The 22,655-nt window shown below is 73.7% G+C and carries 20 protein-coding genes; 12 read left to right on the top strand and 8 right to left on the bottom strand.

The window, feature by feature from the left end; translation table 11 throughout:
• Positions 1-13: 13 nt before the first annotated feature.
• Complete coding sequence (locus tag ACZ50K_RS00280; RefSeq protein ID WP_468895358.1) at positions 14-1,291, bottom strand: inorganic phosphate transporter; 1,278 nt, start codon at positions 1,289-1,291, stop codon at positions 14-16.
• A gap of 386 nt (positions 1,292-1,677) precedes the next feature.
• On the opposite strand from ACZ50K_RS00280, the gene ACZ50K_RS00275 reads away from it, so the two are divergent.
• Entirely contained in the window at positions 1,678-2,808 is a 1,131-nt protein-coding gene (locus ACZ50K_RS00275) for an alpha/beta hydrolase family protein (protein ID WP_468895355.1), read from the top strand.
• A gap of 107 nt (positions 2,809-2,915) precedes the next feature.
• Positions 2,916-4,463, top strand: a complete 1,548-nt coding sequence (locus ACZ50K_RS00270; protein ID WP_468895353.1) for a hypothetical protein — start codon at positions 2,916-2,918, stop codon at positions 4,461-4,463.
• A gap of 12 nt (positions 4,464-4,475) precedes the next feature.
• Here the strand turns inward: ACZ50K_RS00270 and ACZ50K_RS00265 are convergent, their stop codons facing one another.
• Complete coding sequence (locus ACZ50K_RS00265) at positions 4,476-4,874, bottom strand: VOC family protein (RefSeq protein WP_468895350.1); 399 nt, start codon at positions 4,872-4,874, stop codon at positions 4,476-4,478.
• Between the two features lie 60 nt (positions 4,875-4,934).
• Positions 4,935-5,825, bottom strand: a complete 891-nt coding sequence (gene ypfJ / locus ACZ50K_RS00260; RefSeq protein WP_468895347.1) for a KPN_02809 family neutral zinc metallopeptidase — start codon at positions 5,823-5,825, stop codon at positions 4,935-4,937.
• A gap of 201 nt (positions 5,826-6,026) precedes the next feature.
• Between ypfJ and ACZ50K_RS00255 the strand changes: the two genes are divergently transcribed.
• From ACZ50K_RS00255 to ACZ50K_RS00240, 4 genes are all read left to right on the top strand, one after another.
• The gene (locus ACZ50K_RS00255; protein WP_468895344.1) at positions 6,027-6,779 is read left to right on the top strand and encodes a hypothetical protein; all 753 of its coding nucleotides are present in this window, start codon (positions 6,027-6,029) and stop codon (positions 6,777-6,779) included.
• Positions 6,780-6,907: 128 nt separating this feature from the next.
• A complete protein-coding gene (locus ACZ50K_RS00250) occupies positions 6,908-8,506 on the top strand; it encodes an ABC-F family ATP-binding cassette domain-containing protein (protein ID WP_468895341.1) in 1,599 nt (532 codons plus the stop codon).
• Between the two features lie 366 nt (positions 8,507-8,872).
• Positions 8,873-9,094 (top strand): helix-turn-helix domain-containing protein, encoded by a 222-nt coding sequence (locus ACZ50K_RS00245; RefSeq protein WP_468895338.1) that lies wholly within the window; start codon positions 8,873-8,875, stop codon positions 9,092-9,094.
• A 122-nt stretch (positions 9,095-9,216) separates the two neighbouring features.
• Positions 9,217-9,996 carry an enoyl-CoA hydratase/isomerase family protein gene (locus tag ACZ50K_RS00240; RefSeq protein ID WP_468895335.1) on the top strand — a complete coding sequence of 260 codons (780 nt, stop codon included), beginning with the start codon at positions 9,217-9,219 and terminating at the stop codon, positions 9,994-9,996.
• 23 nt (positions 9,997-10,019) lie between these two features.
• Here ACZ50K_RS00240 and ACZ50K_RS00235 read toward each other — a convergent pair whose 3' ends face one another.
• From ACZ50K_RS00235 to ACZ50K_RS00220, 4 genes are all read right to left on the bottom strand, one after another.
• A complete protein-coding gene (locus tag ACZ50K_RS00235; RefSeq protein WP_468895332.1) occupies positions 10,020-10,775 on the bottom strand; it encodes an SDR family oxidoreductase in 756 nt (251 codons plus the stop codon).
• A 9-nt stretch (positions 10,776-10,784) separates the two neighbouring features.
• Positions 10,785-11,606 (bottom strand): SURF1 family cytochrome oxidase biogenesis protein, encoded by an 822-nt coding sequence (locus tag ACZ50K_RS00230; RefSeq protein ID WP_468895329.1) that lies wholly within the window; start codon positions 11,604-11,606, stop codon positions 10,785-10,787.
• 97 nt (positions 11,607-11,703) lie between these two features.
• Positions 11,704-12,684 carry a DEDDh family exonuclease gene (locus ACZ50K_RS00225; RefSeq protein ID WP_468895326.1) on the bottom strand — a complete coding sequence of 327 codons (981 nt, stop codon included), beginning with the start codon at positions 12,682-12,684 and terminating at the stop codon, positions 11,704-11,706.
• Positions 12,685-12,763: 79 nt separating this feature from the next.
• Positions 12,764-13,393: a TetR/AcrR family transcriptional regulator gene (locus tag ACZ50K_RS00220; protein ID WP_468895323.1), complete on the bottom strand. Its 630-nt coding sequence runs from the start codon at positions 13,391-13,393 to the stop codon at positions 12,764-12,766.
• A 133-nt stretch (positions 13,394-13,526) separates the two neighbouring features.
• Between ACZ50K_RS00220 and ACZ50K_RS00215 the strand changes: the two genes are divergently transcribed.
• The 4 genes from ACZ50K_RS00215 to ACZ50K_RS00200 are packed head-to-tail and all read left to right on the top strand — an operon-like array spanning position 13,527 to position 17,746.
• A complete protein-coding gene (locus tag ACZ50K_RS00215) occupies positions 13,527-14,324 on the top strand; it encodes an acetoacetate decarboxylase family protein (RefSeq protein ID WP_468895320.1) in 798 nt (265 codons plus the stop codon).
• On the top strand, positions 14,324-15,208 hold the full coding sequence (locus ACZ50K_RS00210; protein ID WP_468895317.1) for an SDR family NAD(P)-dependent oxidoreductase: 885 nt from the start codon (positions 14,324-14,326) through the stop codon (positions 15,206-15,208). Before ACZ50K_RS00215 ends, ACZ50K_RS00210 begins: the two co-directional genes overlap by 1 nt.
• Before the next feature lie 10 nt (positions 15,209-15,218).
• Positions 15,219-16,517 (top strand): amidohydrolase family protein, encoded by a 1,299-nt coding sequence (locus ACZ50K_RS00205; RefSeq protein WP_468895315.1) that lies wholly within the window; start codon positions 15,219-15,221, stop codon positions 16,515-16,517.
• Positions 16,514-17,746, top strand: a complete 1,233-nt coding sequence (locus tag ACZ50K_RS00200; protein ID WP_468895313.1) for an amidohydrolase family protein — start codon at positions 16,514-16,516, stop codon at positions 17,744-17,746. Before ACZ50K_RS00205 ends, ACZ50K_RS00200 begins: the two co-directional genes overlap by 4 nt.
• Before the next feature lie 21 nt (positions 17,747-17,767).
• Here the strand turns inward: ACZ50K_RS00200 and ACZ50K_RS00195 are convergent, their stop codons facing one another.
• Positions 17,768-20,863, bottom strand: a complete 3,096-nt coding sequence (locus ACZ50K_RS00195; RefSeq protein WP_468895310.1) for an NACHT domain-containing protein — start codon at positions 20,861-20,863, stop codon at positions 17,768-17,770.
• A 91-nt stretch (positions 20,864-20,954) separates the two neighbouring features.
• Here ACZ50K_RS00195 and ACZ50K_RS00190 point away from each other — a divergent pair, with 91 nt between their 5' ends.
• Positions 20,955-21,914 (top strand): sterol desaturase family protein, encoded by a 960-nt coding sequence (locus ACZ50K_RS00190; protein ID WP_468895307.1) that lies wholly within the window; start codon positions 20,955-20,957, stop codon positions 21,912-21,914.
• Complete coding sequence (locus ACZ50K_RS00185; RefSeq protein ID WP_468895304.1) at positions 21,911-22,648, top strand: lysoplasmalogenase; 738 nt, start codon at positions 21,911-21,913, stop codon at positions 22,646-22,648. The genes ACZ50K_RS00190 and ACZ50K_RS00185 overlap by 4 nt, the downstream gene beginning before the upstream one ends.
• Positions 22,649-22,655 lie beyond the last annotated feature (7 nt).

Here is a 22,655-nt window from a genome sequence, read left to right as displayed (position 1 = left end):
CCTTCTCTGGAGTTCAGACCGCGGCGGCCGGAGCCGCCGGGGCCTCGCCGGACGCGTGGGCGCCGGGGGCGGGGATGGTGGCCTTCAGGTCCTCGTCGGTGACGGCGGCGGTGCTGCCGGCCGGCGGCACGGTGACGGCGGCCATCGCGGTGGTGACCACGCCGGGCTCCTCGGCCGGGGTGCCGGCCTCGTCGAGCTCGTTGACGTTGGTGTGGTCGACGACCTGGCGGCGGGAGATCAGCCAGATGGCGAGGCAGGAACCGACCAGGAAGACGGTGACGGCGGCGATGCCGATGTCACCGGTCCGCATGACCAGCTCGGCCAGGGCCGAGACCAGCGCGGCGGCCGGCAGGGTCAGGCCCCAGGCGACGAACATGCGGGTGGCGGTGGACCAGCGGACCACACCGCCCTTGCGGCCGAGCCCGGCACCCATGACCGCGCCGGAGCACGAGTGGGTGGTGGAGAGCGAGAAGCCCAGGGTGGAGGAGGCCAGGATGACGCTGGCGGCCGAGGTCTGGGCGGCGAAGCCCTGCTGCGGCTGCAGGTCGGTCAGGCCCTTGCCCATGGTGCGGATGATGCGCCAGCCGCCCAGGTAGGTGCCGAGGGCGATGGCCACACCGGCCGAGACGATGACCCACACCGGCGGGTTGGAGCCGGGGGCCAGGGCCCCGCCGGCGACCAGGGCCAGGGTGATGATGCCCATCGTCTTCTGGGCGTCGTTGGTGCCGTGCGCCAGCGAGACCAGGCCCGCGGAGGCGATCTGACCGGCCCGGTAGCCCTTGGCCGAGGTCTTCTCGCCGACGTTCTTGCCCGCCGCGTAGGTGACCTTGGTGGCCAGGTAGGCGGCCAGACCGGCCACGATGGGCGCGGCGATCGCGGGGATGAGCACCTTGGTGACCACGACGCCGCCGTTGACGGCCCCCATGCCGGCGGACGCGACCGCGGCACCGATGAGGCCGCCCATCAGGGCGTGGGAGGAGCTGGAGGGAAGGCCGACCAGCCAGGTGACGAGGTTCCAGAGGATCGCGCCGACCAGCGCCGCGAAGATCACCTCCGGCTGGATGCCGTCCTCGTTGACCAGGCCCTTGGAGATCGTCTTGGCGACCTCCACGGACATGAACGCGCCGACGAGGTTCAGTACGGCGGACATGGCCACCGCCGTCTTGGGCTTGAGGGCGCCGGTCGAGATGGTGGTGGCCATCGCGTTGGCTGTGTCGTGGAAACCGTTCGTGAAGTCGAACACGAGAGCGGTGATGATCACGATCCCGAGGAGAAGCGTTATGTGCTCCATTTACCCAGGCTTCTGTTTGGCGTCAGTGGCTCGGCGAACGTAGGCAACCTAGATGAACGAAAAGTGAACTGGGCGGGGCGGCGCGGTGTATCGACACGGCCTGGGTTCGGGACGCTCGTCCCGATTGTGACGTCGTTGGAGGGATTTGCGCACGTCAGGGCGAGGTGAACGGTACGCACCGGACCGGCCCGCCGGCCGCGGCGGCACGGCCCCGGCCCGGCCGAAGAGATCCATGTCACTCGACCGGAGGACCCGGGACCGGCCGCCTCCCGGGCACCGGCCGGCCCTCCGGCCCCGCCCTCCGGTTCCTCCTCCGCTTCACCCCGCCCGCCCCCTCCCCGGCGGTTCCGCTGGCCGCGCCCGGCGGCGGCGCCGAGACTGGAACGGTGCGTACCGCCACAGCGACGGCAGCGGCCGTCACCACCACGCTCACCGTCGCCGGAGCCGCCGCGGTCGCGGCCGGCCGGTACGCCGCCGACGCCGCCCTGCGGCCCCGGCCCGGACGCCCGCTGCCCGGCGGCGCCCGGCTCAGCGTGCACGGCACCGCGGGCGACCGGATCGCCCTGACCCGCACCCTGGCCTCGCTCCGACCCGGCACCTACGGGCTCACCGCCCCCGGCACCCACGCCGTGGTCGGCCCGGTCCTGCCGGACGCCCCGCACACCCCCGACACCGTGGTCAGACGCCTGCTGAAGGTCACCCACGGCAGCCTGGAGCCCGGCACCCGGATCGAGCTCACCCCCCAGACGCACCTCGGCGACCCGCGCACCGCCCTCGGCCTGGACCACGCCGACGTGGACGTCCCCGGAGAGCTGGGCGCACTGCCCGCCTGGTTCGTGCCCGCCGCCCGCGACACCTGGGTGATCACCGTGCACGGGCTGGGCACCGGCCGGGAGCACCCGATGGTGGTCATGCCCTTCCTGCACCGCCACCAGCTCCCGGTCCTCGACCTCTCCTACCGCGGGGACCTGGGCGCCCCCGCCTCCCCGGACGGCCTCGGCCACCTCGGCGTGTCGGAATGGCGGGACCTGGACGCCGCCATCCGCTACGCCCTCCGCTTCGGCGCCCGCCGGGTGGTCCTGCACGGCTGGTCCACCGGCGCCGCCATGGCCCTGTACGCCGCCGAGCGCTCCGCCCTGCGGGACCGGATCTCCGGACTGGTGCTGGACTCCCCGGTCCTCGACTGGCACGCCACCCTGCGCGCCCTCGCCACCGGCCGGGGCACCCCCGGCCCCCTGCTGCCGTTCGCCGTCCGGGCCGCCGAGAGCCGCGCCGGACTCCGGGCCGGCCACCGGCCGCCCGGCGCCGACCCGGCCGCCCTGCGGATCCCGGTCCTGCTGTTCGCCGGGCCGGACGACACCGTCGCCCCCTGGGACCCGGCCCGCCGGCTCGCCGAGGACCGTCCCCACCTGGTCACCCTGCACACCGTCCGGGACGCCCCGCACGGCGCCATGTGGAACGCGGACCCCGCCCGGTACGAGGAGGCCCTCCGCCGCTTCCTGACCCCCCTCATGTGAGCCCGCCCGGGGCACACGGGTGTGATGTCCCGGTCTGTGCTCCGCCCACCAGCGGTAACCGACGGTTCCGTTTGGGCTTTCGGGCGGTGACGGGCGAGACTGATTCCGTGACGTCCCGAAAGCCTGATGAGCAGTTGGCTCGCGACTCCAGACTCCGCCTCGTCTCCCCGCGCTCGGTCGCCACCGCCCGCAAGGCGGTGACCGACCGCCGTACCCGGCCCGCCGCCCGGCCGCCGGCGGGCACCCCGGCCGCGCCCGAACTCGCCAACCGGGCCAGGGCCTCGCTCGCCGACGCGGTCCGGCTGGCCCGCTGGGCCGAGCGCAACCTCGGCACCGGCGACGGCTCCCGCCCCGCCCGGGCCGGCGCACTGCCCGCCCCGGACGTCGAACGGGCCGCCGGGGAACTGCACCTGACGCACGGCCAGGTCCAGGCCGGCTGGGACCGCGCCCGACTGGCCGGACTGGTCGAGGTGCACGGCGGCAGCGCCCGCCCCGGCTGGCGGCTGCGCGCCTGGGACCGCGACGACACCGCCGTGCTGCGCGGCTGGGTCGCGCTCTTCGACGCCTGGTCGCTGGTGCACCCCGCCCCCGCCGACATCGCCCCCGAACTGGTGGCGGAGGTCGTCGAGGCCATGCCGCAGGTGCTGTCCCTGCTCCAGCTGTCGGCCGGCCCGGTCACCGTGCCCGCCCTGCTGGACCTGCTCGGCCAGCGGGTCGCCGAACTCCGCGAGGAGCGCTGCGAGATCCCGGACCCGGACCGGCCGGACCCCGCCCCGTCGGGCCCGTCCCGCACCTGGGCCCCCGCCGTCCCCGCCGCGCGGGTGCCCGCCGAGACCGGCGCGGAGCCCGCGGGCCGGCCCGGGGCCGAGCCCCCGGCAGGGGCGGCGCGGGCGGTCCGCGGCACCGCGCAGACCGTGGCCGAGGCCCGCCGGACCGCGCCGCTGGCCCGGCTGCTGCGCTGGGCGCTCGGCGGGCTCGCGGCCGTGGACGCGGTGGCCCTCGGCCCCGCCCAGGCCGCCCTGACCCCGCTCGGCAGCTGGGCCGTCTGGGTCAAACTGGAACAGATCTGCGTGGCCGCGCAGAGCCCCGCCGGGAACATCGAGCAGTCCGCCGCCGCCATGCTGCACGGCTGCGCCCGGCTCACCCCCGGCCCGGCCCGCGCCGAGTACCGGGCCTGGCTCGCCGCCCGCCCGGTCGGACACGCCGTCGGCGAGCTGCTCAACGCCGCCCGGGGGGAGGACGCGCTGCTCCGCGGCCTGGCCTTCGAAGCCCTCCGGGTGGTCGGCGCGCCCGCCGAACCCGAGGTCCGGGCCGCCGCCCGCGAGGCCGCCCTGCGCCCCTACGCCCTGCTCTGGCTCGCCGAGCACGACGGAGCGGACCCGGAGGACGCCCAGGACGTGCTGACCCCCGAGGAGCAGACCTGGCTCTGGGTGGACACCGCGGCCGCCATCGCCGACCACGGCGAGGCCGACCTGCTCGCCCGCCATCTGGACTCGGCGGTCCGCACCACCGTGCCCCGGCTGCTCGACGAGGTGCGCGCGGTCGGCCATCCGCGCACCGTCCAGGTGCTGGTCGCGCTGGCCGCCGCGCACCCCGACCCGGCCCTGGCCAAGGCCGTCCGCCGGGCCGCCTTCCAGGTCCACACCGGCGGCTGAGCGGGGGAGGGCTCAGACGGTCGGGGCGTAGGTGCCGAAGCTCCAGATGTTGCCCTCCGGGTCCCGGGCCATGTAGTCCCGGGACCCGTAGTCCTGGTCGGTGGGCCCCATCAGGATCTCCACCCCGTGCTCCACGGCCCGCCGGTGGTGCCCGTCCACGTCCTCGACGACCACGTACACCCCCACCGGGCCCGGCTCCGCGCCCATCGCCCGGTCGAAGGGGCTGCCCGTGCCGCGGCTGCCGAGCATCACCACCCCGTTGCCGTATCCCAGCTCGGCGTGCGCCACCTGGCCGCCGTCCCCCTCGTACACCGCGATCCGGGTGAACCCGAAGGCCTCGGTCAGCAGCTTGATCGCCGCCGCCGCGTCCCGGTACGTCAGCGTCGGACTGATCGACGGTGTCCCAGCCATGAGGACCACTCCCTCTCGCGCGTGTGACTCACGCCACAGTCTGGCAGCAGGGTCCGACAGTCAGCGGAAGGTGTTGCACTGCGCCATGTCGCCGGTCCGGAAGCCCTGGTAGAACCACTGCTGCCGCTGCTCCGCCGACCCGTGCGTCCAGGACTCCGGAGTGACCCGGCCCTGGAACTTCTCCTGGATCCGGTCGTCGCCGACCGCCGCCGCCGCGTCCAGCCCGTCCCGGATGTCCTGCTCGGTCAGCGAGGTGATCAGCGGCCGCCCGGTGGCCTCGTCCGGGGTGGTGGTGGCGTTCTTCGCCCACACCCCCGCGTAGCAGTCGGCCTGCAGCTCCACCTTGACCGCGTTGCTGTTCGCGCCCTGCCGGCCGTCCTGGGCCCGCTGGAGGGTGCCGGTCAGGTTCTGGATGTGGTGCCCGTACTCGTGCGCCACCACATAGGCCTGGGCGAACGGTCCGCCGCTCGCCCCGAACTTGGTCCGCAGCTCGTTGAAGAACCCCAGGTCCAGATAGACCTGCCGGTCGGCCGGGCAGTAGAACGGCCCGACCGCCGAGGTGGCCGCCCCGCAGGCGGTGTTCACCCGGCCGGTGAAGAACACCGTGGAGGCCGGGGTGTACCGCCCGCCCCGCTTGGTGAACTCCTGCCGCCAGAAGTCCTGGGTGCTGTTCACCACCGCCACCAGCCGGCAGTCCTCCCGGGCGTTGGCGTCCGCCCCCGTCCGGCAGCTCTGCTGCACCTGGGCGGCCGAGGAGGAGGTGGCCACCGGCTCCGGGTCCCCGCCGGACAGCCCCAGCTGGTCGGGGCCCACACCGAACAGCAGACCCATGATCAGCGCGATGAAACCGATGATGCCGCCGCCGACGGTGGCCTTCCCGCCCGGGATGCGGCTGCCGCGCACATCCTTGACCTCGGAAGTGTCCAGATCGGCGTTGTCGTCGAACTGCATCCCGCACCGCCCTCGCTGTCCACGTGTCCGCTCCTGCGGCGAGTATCAACCAGTTCATCCTGATACGCCCCCTGATCGGGCGGGGGATCACCAGGGCCGAACGGGGGACCGGCCGCGCCCCGCCGTCCGCCGCGCACCCCGGCCCGGTTCCGCCCGGCTACGCTCGCCGCCGCAAGGCCACGGTCCGGGAGGAGCGGCCTCATGAGGACCCCCAGCACCCCGAGCACCCCCAGTTCCCCCGGCGCCCCCAGCAACCCGCCGGACGCCCCCGGCCCGCCGGGCCGCCGCCCCCGGCTCCCGGTGGTGCTCGGCGCGGCCGGCGGACTGCTGCTCGCGCTGCCGCTGGCCCTGGTGCTCGGTCCCGGGCTCGGCGACCGCGCGGACGGGACCGGCCGGCACGGCGACCGGCTCACCGTCCACCCCGCCGCCGGCCCGGCCCCCGGCCCCGCCGCCGGGCCCCTGCTCCGCTTCGACCGGCTGGCCGTCAGCGCCTACCCGCCCGGCGGCGGCCGCCCCCTGTGGACGTACGCCCGCGAGCACCGGCGCCCGCTCGACGTGCACGGCACCCCCGGCCGCGCCTTCGCCCTCTGGGACGACGGGATGCTCACCGCCACCGCCGGCACGGGCACCGCCCCGGCCGTCCGCTGGCGCCGCACCCTCCCCGGCGCCCTCCCCGGGGCCCAGACCGGCGGGGTCCTGGCCCCGCTGGACCGGGCCGGCCGCACCCTGCTCGTCCTGACCCCCGGCCACGCCGCGGGCTACGGGACCGGGGGCGGCGAGCTCCGCTGGATCCTCCGGCCCCGCCGCGGCTGCGCCTTCCGGCCCGCCGGACTGGTCGGTATCCCCTCGCCGGACCGGCCGGTCACCCTGGTCCCGCAGGACTGCGCCGACCCGGAGCTCCCCTGGACCGCCCGCCTCCTCGCCCTCGACGAGCGGGGAAGGATCACCCCGTAACAAGCCCCCGCAAACCAGTTGCGCTCCACCGGTAGAATGAACCGCATGGCAAATCTCCTCGCGGATTAGCGGCGTAGAAGCTCGCGTACCGCCCCCTTCCGCCGTCCCCACCGCCCTGGAGTATTTCCGTGATCACCGCCACCGGCATCGAGCTGCGCGCCGGCGCCCGCATCCTCATCGAGAACGCGTCCTTCCGAGTGGCCAAGGGCGACCGGATCGGTCTGGTCGGCCGCAACGGCGCCGGCAAGACCACCCTCACCAAGTGCCTGGCCGGCGAGGGCCAGCCCGCCGGCGGGTCCATCGCCCGCTCCGGTGAGGTCGGCTACCTGCCGCAGGACCCCCGCACCGGCGACCTCGACGTCCTCGCCCGCGACCGGATCCTGTCCGCCCGCGGCCTGGACACCCTGCTGAAGAAGATGCGCGCCAACGAGGAGCGGATCGCCAACGGCTCCGGCGCCACCCGGGACAAGGCCCTCAAGCAGTACGAGCGCCAGGAGACCGAGTTCCTCACCAAGGGCGGGTACGCCGCCGAGGCCGAGGCCGCGACCATCTCCGCCGCCCTGGGCCTGCCCGACCGGGTCCTCGGCCAGCCGCTGCACACCCTCTCCGGCGGTCAGCGCCGCCGGGTCGAGCTGTCCCGCATCCTCTTCTCGGACGCCGACACCCTGCTCCTCGACGAGCCCACCAACCACCTGGACGCCGACTCCATCGTCTGGCTGCGCGACTACCTGAAGACCTACCGCGGCGGGTTCATCGTGATCTCCCACGATGTCGACCTGGTCGAGACCGTGGTCAACAAGGTCTTCTACCTGGACGCCAACCGCTCCGTCATCGACGTCTACAACATGGGCTGGAAGCTCTACCAGCAGCAGCGCGAGGCCGACGAGAAGCGCCGCAAGCGGGAGCGCCAGAACGCCGAGAAGAAGGCCGCGGCGCTGAACTCGCAGGCCGACAAGATGCGCGCCAAGGCGACCAAGACGGTGGCCGCCCAGAACATGGCCAAGCGCGCCGACCGGCTGCTGGCCGGCCTGGACGCGGTCCGGGTCTCCGACAAGGTCGCCAAGCTCCGCTTCCCGGACCCGGCGCCCTGCGGCAAGACCCCGCTGACCGCAGAGGGCCTCTCCAAGTCCTACGGCTCCCTGGAGATCTTCACCGACGTCGACCTGGCCATCGACAAGGGCTCCCGGGTCGTCATCCTCGGCCTCAACGGCGCCGGCAAGACCACCCTGCTGCGGCTGCTGGCCGGAGCCGAGGAGCCGGACACCGGCCAGGTCACCCCGGGCCACGGACTCAAGCTCGGCTACTACGCCCAGGAGCACGAGACCCTCGATCCGGAACGCACCGTCCTGGAGAACATGCGGTCCTCCGCCCCCGACCTCGACCTGGTCGCGGTCCGCAAGACCCTGGGCTCCTTCCTGTTCTCCGGGGACGACGTGGACAAGCCCGCCGGGGTGCTCTCCGGCGGCGAGAAGACCCGGCTGGCCCTGGCCACCCTGGTCGTCTCCTCCGCCAACGTGCTGCTCCTCGACGAGCCCACCAACAACCTGGACCCGGCCAGCCGCGAGGAGATCCTCGGCGCCCTCCGCACGTACAAGGGCGCGGTCATCCTGGTCACCCACGACGAGGGCGCGGTGGAAGCCCTGGAACCGGAGCGGATCATCCTGCTCCCGGACGGGGTGGAGGACCTCTGGGGCCCGGACTACCGGGACCTCGTCGCCCTGGCCTGACCGGGGGCCCCGGAAGCCTCCGGGATGGTGATCCAACCGGTTCTGGATCATTCGGCCCAGCGCTGATCCATCATCTGAGTGAGTCGGTCTCGTACCGCCGCCCGCCGTTCCTCCGGCCCCGGTCGCGCACCACGCGGTGTGCGGCCGGGGCCGCGCCCGTTCCACGAGGGCGTTCTGACCTGGAGATTTATTCCCGGGGCGGTGGAATGTGACGGAGGTCATGCAGCGGAAGAGGAGGTTCCGTTCCGCTTCGGTGTCCACCCGCCGGGAAATGCGCACATGCGGACCTTGCTGAATGGGTGGCCAGGAAGCCCGGGAGGGGTGATCATGAGAAGTCCAGAGCGCACTTCCCATGAGGAGGCACGGGTGGCCGAGACTCTGAAGAAGGGCAGCCGGGTGACCGGCGCCGCGCGCGACAAGCTCGCGGCAGACCTGAAGAAGAGGTACGACTCCGGTGAGAGCATCCGGGCGCTGGCCGAGTCAACGGGCCGGTCCTACGGATTCGTCCACCGGATGCTGAGTGAATCCGGAGTCACACTGCGCGGCCGCGGTGGCGCGACGCGCGGCAAGAAGGCGGCTGCCGCCTGATCGGGGCTGTCGCCGAGGACCACACCCATCGGTGACCCCCGGTCGGCCCCAGGGCCGGCTGGGTGGTTACTGTGCAGTCACTTAGTGGACGCCGCACAGGAACCACCTATCCGGAGGCCCCGATGGATCTGCTCGACAAGGATGGCGTACGGCTCACCGTCGACGAGGCGATCGCCACGGTGAAGCTGACCAATCCGGCCAAGCGAAACGCTCAATCTCCCGCGCTCTGGCGGGCGTTGGCCGAGGCCGGTCGGCTGTTGCCGGGCACCGTCCGGGTCGTCGTGCTCAGCGGCGAGGGCAAGTCCTTCTCCGCCGGACTCGACCGGCAGGCCTTCACCCCCGAAGGCTTCGAGGGAGAGCCGTCCTTCCTCGATCTGGCGCGCGGCTCCGACCAGGAGCTGGACGCCACCATCGCCGAATACCAGGAGGCTTTCACCTGGTGGCGGCGCAACGACCTCATCACCATCGCGGCCGTGCAGGGCCATGCGATCGGCGCGGGCTTCCAGCTCGCGCTCGCCTGCGACCTGCGCGTGGTCGCCGAGGACGTGCAGTTCGCCATGCGCGAGACCAGCCTCGGCCTGGTACCGGACCTCGGCGGCACCCAGCCGCTGACCGCCCTGGTCGGCTATGCCCGCGCCCTGGAGATCTGTGCCACCGGCCGGTCCGTGCACGCGGCGGAGGCCGAGCGGATCGGCCTGGCCAACCTCGTGGTGCCCGCCGGCGAGCTCGACGACGCCGCACGGGACCTCTCCGCCGCCCTGCTGGCCGCACCCCGCGACGCCGTGATCGAGACCAAGGCCCTGCTGCGGGGCGCGGCCGGCCGCACGTACGAGGAGCAGCGCACCGCGGAGCGCGCCGCCCAGGGGCGGCGGCTGCGCGATATCGCCGGGCTCTCCGACTGACCGACCCGGTCCGGCGGGCGGTGTCAGAAGCCGTGGCGGGCGCCGCCGTCCACCGGCAGCATCACTCCGGTGAGGTAGGAGGCGGCGGGGGACAGCAGGAAGGCCGCGGTGCGGCCGAACTCCTCCGGGGTGCCGTAGCGGCGCAGCGGGATCCGGGACTCGTTGCCGGCCCGGGCCGCCTCCGCGTCGCCCGACAGGGCGTCCAGCTCCCGCACCCGGTCGGTGTCGATCCGGGCCGGCAGCAGCCCCACCACCCGGATCCCGCGCGGCCCCAGCTCGTCCGACAGGGACTTCGCGAACCCGGCCAGCCCCGGCCGCAGACCGTTGGAGATGGTCAGGCCGGGGATCGGTTCGTGGACCGATCCGGAGAGCACGAAGCCGATGACCCCGCCCTCGCCCAGCTCCGCGGCGGCCGCCCGGGCCAGCCGGACCGCCCCGAGGAACACCGACTGGAAGGCGGCCGCCCACTGCTCGTCGGTGGTGTCCGCGGTGAACCCCGGGGCGGGGCCGCCGACGCTCACCAGGACGCCGTCGAACCGGCCGAAGTGCTCCCGGGCCGCGCCGATCAGACGTGCGGCGGCGGCCGGGTCGGCGTTGTCGGCGGCCAGCCCGACCGCGTTCGGGCCGAGGGCGGCCGCGGCTTCCCGGGCCCGCTCCGGGTCCCGCCCGGTCAGTACCACCCTGGCGCCGTCCGCGGTCAGCTCCCGCGCGGCGGCGAGGCCCAGTCCGCGGGTGGCTCCGGTGACGACGTAGACACGGTCCTTCAGTCCAAGATCCATGGGCACACGCTACGCGGTGGCGGGCTCGGTTTCCGGCTCACCGGCGGGATCCCCGCCCGCCCCCGCGAGCGCCGCCGCGGCCGCGGCCGCCTCGCGGTCCTTCTTCTCCCGGCGGACCAGGACCAGCCAGCCCAGGGGCACCGCCGAGGCGAACATCCACCACTGCACGGCGTACGCCATGTGCGCGCCGATCGACTCGTGGTCCGGCTCGCCCACCGGCTCGGGGCTGCCGCCCGCCGGGACCGGCCCGGTCAGTTCCAGATAGCCGCCGAGCACCGGCTTCCCCAGGAGGGCCGCCTGCTGGGTGCTGTTGATGAGCATCACCTGGCGGTCCGGCAGGCCCTTGAGGTCCTTGATGCCGCTGCCGCCGCTGGTCTCGTCCGCCTTGAGGCGGCCGGTGACGGTGACCTGCCCGGCCGGCGGGGCCGGCACCGGGGGATGGGCCCGGGCGTCCGGACCGCCCGCCACCCAGCCCCGGTTGACCAGGACCACCCGGCCGTCCGTGAGGACCAGCGGGGTCAGCACGTGGAAGCCGACCTTGTCGTCGTTGGAGGTGCGTCTGCGGACCACCACCTCGTGCTCCCGGTCGTACGTGCCGGTGGCGGTCACCGCCCGCCACCAGTCCGCGCGCGGCACGGCGTGCCCGGCGGAGGTGAGCTCGGTGACCGGTTTCGGCGGGGCCGTCAGATTGGCCTCGATCAGGGAGTTCTGGGCGACCCGGCGCTCATGGCGGTGGTACTGCCAGAAGCCCAGCTGGTACATCGCGGGGATGAGGGCGAGGGCGACGAGGGTGAGGCACACCCACTGCCGGGTCAGCACAAAGCGGTACACACCCATGACGGTACCCGGCGCCCGCCCGGCCCCGGAGCCCGGGGGCCGGTCCGCGGGACCGGTCGCGGGACGGTCCGGGGGCACGCCCGGGGGAGGGCTACTCCCCGGCCGGGGCGACGTCCCGCAGCAGCTGGGTGAAGGCCGCCTCGTCGACGACCGGGGTCCCGAAGGACTTCGCCTTGACCGTCTTGGAGGTGGCGGAGTCCGGGTCGTTGGTGACCAGCAGGCTGGTGAGCCGCGACACACTGGTCGCCACGTGCAGGCCGGCCTCCACCGCCCGGTCCTCCAACAGCTCCCGGTCCACCGAGGTGTCCCCGGAGAAGGCGACCCGCATGCCCTGCCGGAGCGGTCGGCCGTCCTCGAACCGGCCGGGGTTCGGGTGCGGGCACGGGGGCCGCTTCCGCGAGGGCCGCCAGCTGGTGGAGTGCCCGTAGGAGGACTGGTAGCCGACCCGGGGGGCGGCCGGGGAGTCCGACCATTCGGTGAGCGGCCGGCATTCGAGGAGCGGCAGCCGCACCCCGTCCCGGGCGGCCGCGTGCAGCGAGGGGCGGAAGGCCTCCGCCAGCACCCGGGCGTCGTCCAGCGCGTGGTGGGCCCGCTGCTGGACCACCCCGAAGTGCGCGGCCAGGGACTCCAGCTTGTGGTTGGGCAGCGGCAGGTTCAGTTCCTTCGACAGGGCGATGGTGCAGAGCCGCTGACGGACCGGCGGGGCCGTCTCGGCCCGCGCGTACTCCCGGGCGATCATCTGCCAGTCGAAGATGGCGTTGTGCGCGACCAGCACCCGGTCCGCGAGCCGTCCGGCGAACTCCTCGGCGATCTCGCCGAAGAGCGGGGCGCCGTCGAGGACCTCGCTGGTCAGCCCGTGGATCCAGACCGGGCCCGGGTCCCGCTGCGGGTTGACCAGGGTGTACCAGTGGTCCTCCACATTGCCCTGGGCGTCGAGCCGGTAGACGGCGGCCGAGACGATCCGGTCGTCGCGCGCGAGCCCGGTGGTCTCCACGTCGACGACCGCGTACCCCTGCGGGTACGCGGTCGGCCAGGTCGGGTCTGCGGTCGTACGGTCGGCGAGCATGGTCACAGAGGATACGGGGCCGGACCGACACCGCGGGACTGAAGCCGGTCGGGACCGCCCGGCCCCGGGCACCGGCCCGGCCGGCCTAGCGGACCGGCGGCGGCGCCAGCAGGGCGCGCACCAGGGTGCGTACGGAGAGCAGGAACAGCCGTTCCGGGTCCGCCGGCCGGGCCAGCGCGCGGGAGAGGGCGGGGTCGTCCGGGGCGGCCGCCGGATCCCAGAGGGCCCCCTCGGCCGGGGACCGGGCGGGGGACCGCTCCCGGTTCCGTTCGACCAGCACGAAGCCGACGATCTGGAACTGGACGGCGCGGACGGCGTCCGCGGCCCGCGCCCCGCGCAGCCCGGCCGCGTGCACCTCGTGCACCAGGGCCTGCTGGGCGGGCAGGAACATCCGCTCGGTCAGCCCGCGTTCGTGCACCATCGCGATCAGATGGGGGCGGTCGCGCAGCTCGCGGCGCAGGCTCCGGGCCACCGAGACGATCCGGTCGGCCGGGGTGCGGCCGGTGGGCCGGATCGCGCCCATCTCGGTGACGGTCCGCTCGACCAGGGCGTCGAGCAGGGATTCGCGGTTGCCCACGTGCCAGTAGATGGAGGTGACGGCGGTGCCCAGCTCGGCGGCCAGTTTGCGCATGGTGAGGGCGGCCGGGCCGTGCTGTCGGACCAGCGCGGAGGCCGCCTCCAGCACCTCCGCGCGCGTCAGCGAGCTCCTCGTCATCGGTCTCCGCCCCTCCTCGAAAAAATCTGTCGGTCCGTCAGCTCTGTGGGTGCAGGGGTCTTTACCCTTCATCGCCGCCGGTGTAACTGTGTTACAGAACCGACCGCCTCCTAGACGAGGGATGGTGCGATACATGGCACGCGTACGGTACGGAGCGCGCACCGAGGCCGAGATCGCCGCGTCGCGCGAGAAGAGTTCCAAACTCCCCGACATCTGGTCCACCGGGGTGGTCGCCGTCTGGGAGACCGACCCCGACGTGGTGGCCGCCGTCCTGCCCCCACCGCTCAAGCCGGCCGAACGGCCCCTCGTCCGGGCCAACATCAGCAAGGTCGACCTGCCCGGCTATCCGCTCGGCGCCGGATCGGTGGCCGTCGCCGCCCGGCACGGGGGCGTCGAGGGCTGGTACCCCCTGGTCATGCCGATGACCCACGAGCGGGCCCTGATCGGCGGCCGCGAGGTCTTCGGCGAACCGAAGAAGCTCGGCGAGGTCACCGTCGGCCGCGACGGACTGGTCGTCAACGCCTCCCTCGCCCGGCACGGCATCGCCTTCGTCGAGGTCCGCGGCGCCGTGGACCGGCCGCTGCCGCTCCCCGAACCCACCCGCAAGACCGACTTCTACTTCAAGTTCCTTCCCGCGGTCGACGGCTCGGGCTTCGACGCCGACCCGGTGCTCGTCCACGTGGTCCGCAACGAGAAGGTCCGCAGGCTGGAGCACATCACCGGGGACATCGTCCTCCGCGAGTCCATGTACGACCCGGTGGCCGACCTGCCGGTCCGCCGGATCGTGGAGATCACCATCGGCGAGAAGACCACCGACCAGACCGGCCGGGTCGCCGAACGGGTCAGCGCCCAGGCCCTGGAGCCGTACATCCACCAGCGCTACGACGACCCCGCGCAGATCCTCGACGGACCGCCCGAGGGGAGTGCCTGATGGACCTGCAACCCGGACAGGTGGCCGTGGTCACCGGGGCCGCGAGCGGCATCGGACTCGCCATGGCCCGCCGCTTCGCCGCCGAAGGACTGAAGGTGGTCCTCGCCGACGTCGAGGAGGGCGCCCTCCACAAGGCCGCCGCCGACCTCACCGCCGAAGGGGCGGAGGTCCTCGCCCGCGTGGTCGACGTCAGCGACCGCGACTCCGTGACCGCCCTCGCCGACGCCGCCTACCAGGCCTTCGGCGCGGTCCACGTGCTCTGCAACAACGCGGGCGTCGGCTCGGGCGCCGAGGGCCGCATGTGGGAGCACGAACCCAACGACTGGAAATGGGCCTTCTCCGTCAACGTCTGGGGGGTCTTCCACGGCATCCAGGCCTTCGTCCCCCGCATGATCGCCGGCGGACAGCCCGGCCACGTGGTCAACACCTCCTCCGGGGACGGCGGGATCGCCCCGCTGCCCACCGCCTCCGTCTACGCGGTCACCAAGGCCGCCGTGGTCACCATGACCGAGTCCCTCTACGCCCACCTCCGGGCCGAGGGCACCGCCATCGGCGCCTCCGTCCTCTTCCCCGGCCCGCACATGCTGCGCACCGGGCTGTGGGAGTCGCACCGCAACCGGCCCGCGCGGTACGCCAAGGAGCGCCCGCGCAAGTCCCCGTACCGCAGCATCGACCAGTTCGAGGCCGCCATGCGGGAAGCCGGCCACGAGGTGGCCTTCACCCCGGTCGAGGAGGTCGCCGAGCACGTGGTGGACGGCCTGCGCGCGGACCGCTTCTGGATGCTGCCGGCCGGCGAGCACAGCGACCGCCAGATCAGGGCCCGGTCGCAGTCCATGCTCGACCGCTCCAACCCCGCCTATCTGGAAAGCTTCATCCTCGACTGAGGGGCCCGACGTGCCTGACGAGACGTACGAAGACCCGTACCTGATCATCTCCTCCGACTGCCACGCGGGCCTGCCCACCGAGCAGTACCGCCCCTACCTCGACTCCCGCTTCCACCGCGCCTTCGACGAGTTCCTCGGCCAGCGGGACGCCCGCCGCGAGGAGGCCACCCGGCTCGGCATCCGCAACGAGGCCTTCGCCGAGAAGTGGTTCCACGACCACGAGGAGGGCCTCCGGGGCGGCTGGGACACCGCCCAGCGGCTCAAGGAACTCGACGGGGACGGGGTGGCCGCCGAGGTGGTCTTCCCCGACGCGGACGCCGTGGACAGCCAGACCGCCGCCCCCTTCGGCGTGGGCCTGGGCCTCTCCGGCGACCAGGACCCGGAGCTCGGCATGGCCGGGGCACAGGCCCACAACCGCTGGCTGGCCGAGTTCGTCGGCCAGAACCCCGAACGGCACTGCGGGGTGGCCCTGCTGCCCGTCACCGCCGAGCCCGCCAAGGTGGTCGCCGAGATCCACCGGGCCAAGGAGTCCGGGCTGGGCGCGCTGATGATCCCCTCCATGTGGGTGGACAAGGCGCCCTACCACGACCGCCGCTACGACCCGGTCTGGGCGGCGGCGGCCGAGACGGCCATGCCGATCGTCACCCACTCCGGGGCGGCCCCCCGCCACGAGTACGGCGACCACCTCGGCATCTACGTCTCCGAGGTCACCTGGTGGCCGGCCCGCCCCCTCTGGTTCCTGCTCTGGTCCGGGGCCTTCGAGCGGCACCCCGGCCTGAAGTTCGGGGTCGCCGAGTCCGGCTGCTGGTGGCTGCCCAACCAGCTGTGGTTCATGGACCGCCTCTACCTCGGCGCGCACGGCGGCAAGAAGCTGTCGCCGTTCGCCGAGCTGAAGCGGCCGCCCAGCGAGTACCTGGACCGCCAGGTGTTCGTCTGCGCCACCAACACCAAGCGGCGCGAACTGGCCCAGCGGTACGAGATCGGCGTGGACAACATCCTGTGGGGATCGGACTTCCCGCACCCCGAGGGCACCTGGCCCGACACCCGCGGCTGGCTCGCCAGGACCTTCCACGACATCCCGGTGGCGGAGACCCGCCGGATGCTGGGACTGGCCGCCGCCGAGGTCTTCGGCTTCGACACCGCGAAACTCGCCCCGACCGCCCGCCGGATCGGCCCCACCCCCGCCGAACTCGGCCAGTCCCCGGACCAGGCCGCCGTCGAGGCCTCCTGGGCCCGCTCCCGGGAGGTCGGCCGGCACTGGCTCACCGACCACGAGTTCCCGGTCCTGGGGACGGAGCTCCCGTCATGACGGAGAACCGCACCGAGGACCGCTACACGGTGATCTCGGCGGACTGCCACGCGGGCGCCGACCTGCTGGACTACCGGCCCTACCTGGAGCGCAGGCACCACGAGGCCTTCGACGCCTGGGCCGCAGGCTACGTCAACCCGTACGAGGACCTGCTCGCCGACACCGCCGACCGGAACTGGAACTCCCAGCGCCGGCTGGCCGAACTCGAAGCGGACGGCATCGTCGCGGAGGTCCTCTTCCCCAACACCATCCCGCCGTTCTTCCCCAAGGCCTCGCTGATGGCACAGCCGCCCACCGCCGAGGAGTACGAGCTCCGGTGGGCCGGGCTCCAGGCCCACAACCGCTGGCTGGCCGACTTCTGCGCGGACGCCCCGGGCCGCCGGGCGGGCGTGGCACAGATCCTCCTCAACGACGTCGACGCCGCCGTCGCCGAGATCCGGCGCACCCGGGAGGCCGGACTCACCGGCGGGATCCTGCTCCCCGGGGTGCCGCCCGGCTCGCCCGTCCCCGAGCTGTACTCGGCCGCCTACGACCCGATCTGGGCCGTCTGCGCGGAACTCGACGTCCCGGTGAACCACCACGGGGGCTCCGCCTCCCCGCCGCTCGGTGACGAACCGGCGGCCCGCGCCGTGTTCATGGTGGAGACCACCTGGTTCTCCCACCGCGCCCTCTGGCACCTGGTCTTCGGCGGGGCCTTCCACCGGCACCCCGGCCTGAAACTGGTCCTCACCGAACAGGGCTCCGGCTGGATCCCGGGCGTCCTGGAGATGCTGGACTACTACCACGGCCGGCTGGTCGCGGCCTCGGCCACGGCGGAGGCCAAGTTCGGCGCGGGCCTGGCCGAGTCGATGGGGCGGGGCCCCAGCGAGGTGTGGCGGGACAACTGCTTCGTGGGCGCCAGCTTCATGCGCCCCCACGAGGTCCCGCTGCGGGACCGGATCGGCCTCGACAAGATCATGTGGGGCAGCGACTACCCGCACGACGAGGGCACCACCCCCTTCTCCCGGGAAGGCCTGCGGATCGCCTACGCGGGCCTGCCGCGCGAGGAGGTCGCGGCCATGGTCGGCGGCAACGCCGCCCGCGTCTACGGCTTCGACCTCCCCCTGCTGGACGCGCTCGCGGCCAAGCACGGGCCGCTGGTGTCGGAGATCGCGGAACCCCTGACCGAGGTCCCCCCGGCAGCCACCAGCCCGGCCTTCGCCCGGGGCGGCTCGGTCCGCGTCTGGTGACATCCGGCCGCGCCTGGCGGATCACGTGACGTACGTGATCCGCCCGGTCGGGAAGGCCTCGGCGCCATGCACCTCCGTGCCACCGAACACCCGGATGTCCAGCTCGGGCCGGTCGGCCAGCGGGGCGAGGTCTACGGGACCGCAGGCGCTGAGGGACAGCGCCTTCAGCTCCGGAAGCTCGGCCAGGGAGCCGCCGAAGTCGGCCGGAAGCGTGCAGCCGGAGAGATAGAGGCTTCTCAGCTCGGGGAATCGGAGGAACTCCCCGGAGGTGACAACGGTGTTGTCGATCACCTGAAGCACTGTGAGGTGCGGGACCTCTTCCATTGACCGCAGCCTGGCGGCTTGCCGGTCGCCGGTGATAGCGAGCGAGATCAGGTCAGGCCAGCGCTCCAGGCCGTCCAGGGACATACTCCGAGCATCGTCGTACAGCCACAGGGCGGTCAGCGGCGTATCCCCTGGTAGCGCGCCTACGGAGCGGAAGCCACCGGTGGAACTGAGCCCCAGCGCGGTCAGCTTCGTGAGCCGGGCCAGCACCTCCAGCCCGGCGGCGGGGCTGCCGTAGAGGAAAAGGCCCTTGAGCGGCAGGTCGCCGAGCGGAGCCAGATCCCGGATCCCGGGGCATCCGCTGAGACAGAGGGTCTCCAATCCGGTCATCGCGGCGACAGGGCCGATGTTCGTCAGGCCGGGGGACTCCGCCAGGTACAGCAACTGGAGGTCCGTGCGCGAGGACACCTCGGGAGGCACCCGCGCGAGGTCGAACAGCCTCAGTTGACGGAACCGGCGGAGCCGGTCCAGGCAGCCGAGCTGCTCGGGCGTGCGCACGGACAGGGTCACTCTCCCGTCGGAGACGTCCCGCAGGACCCGGTCGGCATAGTCCGCCGCGTCGAACCGGCCCCAGGACTCGTCGAGTTCCGTCCATGCCTCGGGCCGCGCGTCCGCACGGAACCGGCGGATCACCGCCATCCCCTGGTCGCCGCCCACCAGCGCGGCCGTGCGGATGGTGGCCGCGGCCTCGGTGGGGCTCAGGTCCTCGGCCCGCTCGGGGAGGAGTTCCAGGACCAGGGGGCCGGCCTTGGCCAGCTCCGCGGCCTGGGCCATGTCGCGCGGCGGCAGCAGGTCCGCGGTCCGGGAGCGGATCTCCGCGCGGAGGGCCGGGTCCAGTTCCGGGGCGTGTTCCAGGCAGGCGGCGGCCAGCAGGACCAGCCGGTTGCGGGCGCCCTTGACCCGGTCCGCGCGGCGCAGCAGTCCGCGCAGGATGCGGGTCCGCTCGTCGGGGCGGGCGTGGCCCACGGCCATCCGGACCACGTCGTCCCAGGTGTCGTCGTGCGCGTTCCTCACCAGCGCGCCGAAGTCCCGGGACTCCACCGCCGCCTTGGCGCCCAGGTAGTCCCGGAAGGTGCGGTGGACGAAGTCCACCGAGCCGGGGGCGGGTTCGCGGAGCAGGCCGCTGCGGATCAGCAGATGGCGGAACACCAGCTCGGCCCCGCCCTGCTCGCGCACCTGCGGCATCGCGTCGAGCCAGCCGTCCACCAGGGTGACCGCCTCCTCCCGGGGGGCCTCCACCTGGTCGTTGCGGATCAGCCAGTACGCGAACCGCTGGAGCAGCAGGATCTGTTCGTCCCGGGTGAGCCGGACCCCCTCCACCCCGTCGATCTCCCGTTCGGTGTCCCGCCGGACCAGCAGCATGTCCAGGGCGGCGTCGTAGAGCTCCTTGCGGGCCCGGGGGAGCCGCATCCGGCGGTCCCGGTTCAGGGCGCACAGCAGGGCGCACATCAGGGGGTTGGTCGCCAGCCGGCCCAGGTCCCGGCGGGCCGCGACGGCCTCGGTGAGGGAGGTCTCGTACGCGTCCAGGGACTCTCCGGCCGGTCCCGTCCCGGCGCGGGCCGCCCGGTGCCAGTGCGCGATGAACGCCCGGACGTCCTCGCGTTCCATCGGCAGCAGGGTGTGCGGGGCGAAGCCCTCGCGGGCGAGCCAGTCCTCGGGGACGGCCGAGGGCCGGGTGGTGACCACGTAGCGGGCCCGGGGGAACGCCGAGACCAGGGAGCGCAGCCAGGCCTCGGTGCGGGTGCGCAGCCGGGGCGGGACCTCGTCGACCCCGTCGACCAGGACCAGGGCCCGGCCCTCGTGCAGCAGGCCCTCCACCCAGCCGGGCGGGGCCGACAGCGGGACCCCGGCGGCCGCCAGGAACTCCTCGGGCAGCGGCAGCGCCTCCCGGGTGGTGAACGACCGCAGCCGCAGGACGAACGGCACGCCGGTGCTCCACGGGCCGGCCTCCTGCCGGGCGGAGTGCACCGCGAGCCACTGGAGCAGGGTGCTCTTGCCGGAGCCGGCCGGGCCGCGCAGCAGGACCCGGTCGGAGGCGGCCAGGGCCTGTTCGGCCTTCACCGTGGTGCGGCGGGCCACCGGTTCCTCGGGCAGCAGCGGGGCCCGTTCGCCGCTCACGGCCAGGCTGATGTAGGCGAGGTCCAGCGGCCATTCCTCGCGGGTCCGGCCGGTGGTCAGCCCGAACAGCTGCAGGCTGCCGTGGGCCTCGGCGACGTAGCGGGCGTAGCGCTCCTCGAAGGCGTACGCCGGGCCGTCCGCGCGGTCCGGGCGGTCCGCGAGGCGTGCCACCGTCCGGGTCAGCTCGCCGGTGCGGCGGACCAGTTCCACGTCCGTGCGGGCGGCGAACCCGGGGTGGGTGGTCAGGTACTCGACCAGGTGCCGGCAGCAGGCCCGGACCAGCTCCGCGCAGGCGGCCCCGGTCCGTTCGCCGAGGTCCGGCGGGCCGTGCCGGAGGACCTCGGCGGCCAGCCGGGCGGGGTCCAGGTCCCGGGCGAACAGGTCGTCGGCGTCCAGCGGGCCGAGGGCGGCGAAGGCCGCGTCGACCGCGTCCAGGGCCGCCAGCCGCTCGTGCTCCGGGAGGTCCGTGAGGAGCGGGCCCATCCGGTCCGCCAGGCCCTCCGACAGCCGGCGCACCTGGGCCGGGCCCAGCTCGGCCGGCCGCCGGAAGCGGGGCGCCGGGCGGACCGGGGAGGGGACCTCGCCCGCCCCGGGCCGCTTCGCCAGCAGGGCGCGGGCGGCCGTTCCCGCGACCGTTGCGGCCACCCGTAAGAGGACCGTCTCGAAGCCGGTCATGACCCTCCCCTTGTACCGCGGGTAACCCCGTCGGATACTGATCGGTAACAACCCCTAGCGGCACCCCGGACCCCGCCCCTAAGGTGCGCCCATGCCAAACCTGCCCGATGTCGTGCTGTGGTCCATACCTGCGTTCGTGCTGCTCACCGTCCTGGAGGTGGTGAGCTACCGGCTGCGCCCGGACGAGGACGCCACCGGATACGACACCAAGGACGCCGTCACCAGCGTCACCATGGGTCTGGGCAGCATCGGCTTCGATCTGCTCTGGAAGATCCCGGTCGTCGCCGTCTTCACGGCAGTCTACGAACTGACCCCGCTGCGCGTCCCGTTCACCTGGTGGACGGCCGTGCTGATGGTGTTCGTGCTGGACTTCTTCTACTACTGGCAGCACCGCGGCCACCATGTGATCCGGATCCTGTGGGCCTGCCACGTGGTCCACCACAGCAGCCGGCGGTTCAACTTCACCACCGCCCTGCGCCAGCCCTGGACCAGCGCCACCACCTGGTGGTTCTACCTCCCGATGATCGCCGTCGGAGTGCATCCCGCGGTCATCCCCTTCTGCTACGGGATCAACCTGCTGTACCAGTTCTGGGTGCACACCGAGCGGATCGGGAAGCTGCCCCGGGCCTACGAGTACCTGTTCAACACCCCGTCCCACCACCGGGTCCACCACGCCTCCCAGGGCGGCTACCTGGACCGGAACTTCGGCGGGATCCTGATCGTCTGGGACCGGATGTTCGGCACCTGGGTGGGGGAGACGGAACGGCCGGTCTACGGCCTCACCAAGAACATCGGCACCCACAACCCGCTCCGGGTGGCCACCCACGAGTACGCGGCCATCGCCCGGGACGTCCGGGCCGCCGGCAGCTGGAGGGAACGGGCCGGGCGGGTCTTCCGCGGCCCCGGCTGGCAACCGGCCCCGCCGGCGCCGGCCACGGTCCCGCCGGCCCCCGTCCCGCCGGTCGCGGACCGGTCGGAACCCGTTCGGCCGGAACCCGCCGCGCAGCCGGCCCCCGCCCGGTCCGCCGAGTCCGCCGAGGCCGGCGCGTGAGCGCCGTCGAGCGGCGTACGCCCTCCTGGGCGGCCGGCCGCACCCACCCCGCCGACGGGCGCCGGGAGCGGCTCGGCCGGCTGGCGCTCGGCGGGTTCGCGGCGGCCACCGCCGCCGACCTCGGCTCGCTGCTGGCCGGCTGGGACCCCGGACACTTCCTCTTCAAGCCGCTGCTGATGCCGCTGCTCATCGGCTACGTGCTGACCCGGGGCGCCCCCCGGCTGCTGGTGGCCGCCCTCCTCTTCGGCTGGGGCGGCGACGTCACCCTGCTCTCCGACGCCGAACCCGCCTTCCTGATCGGCATGTCCTCCTTCGCCGTCGGCCACGTCTGCTACCTGGTGCTGTTCGGCCGCCGCCGGACCAGCCCGCTGCTCGGCGCCGGATACCTGCTGGCGCTGACCGGGACGACCGTGCTGCTGTGGCCGGACCTCCCGGCCGACCTCCGGATCCCCGTGGTCGGCTACAGCCTGCTGCTGACCGCCATGGCGTACCGCTCCTCCGCCCTCGGCGGGCTCACCGGTCTGGGCGGGGCGCTGTTCCTGCTCTCCGACACGCTGATCGCCACCGGGGTGGCCGAGTGGCCCCAGCTGCCCCGCCCCGACTTCTGGATCATGGCCACCTATGTCGCGGCCCAGTTCCTGCTGGCCCGGGGCGTGACCGCCTCCGCACAGGCGTCCGCACAGACGTCCGCACAGGCGTACCGTGGGGAGGTCATACAGGACACCACCCCCTAGCCGGAGG

The sequence above is a fragment of the Streptomyces sp. NPDC033845 genome, from assembly GCF_055576225.1.
The sequence above is the reverse complement of the archived record's forward strand: the minus strand, read 5'-3'. Positions and strand labels throughout refer to the sequence as shown.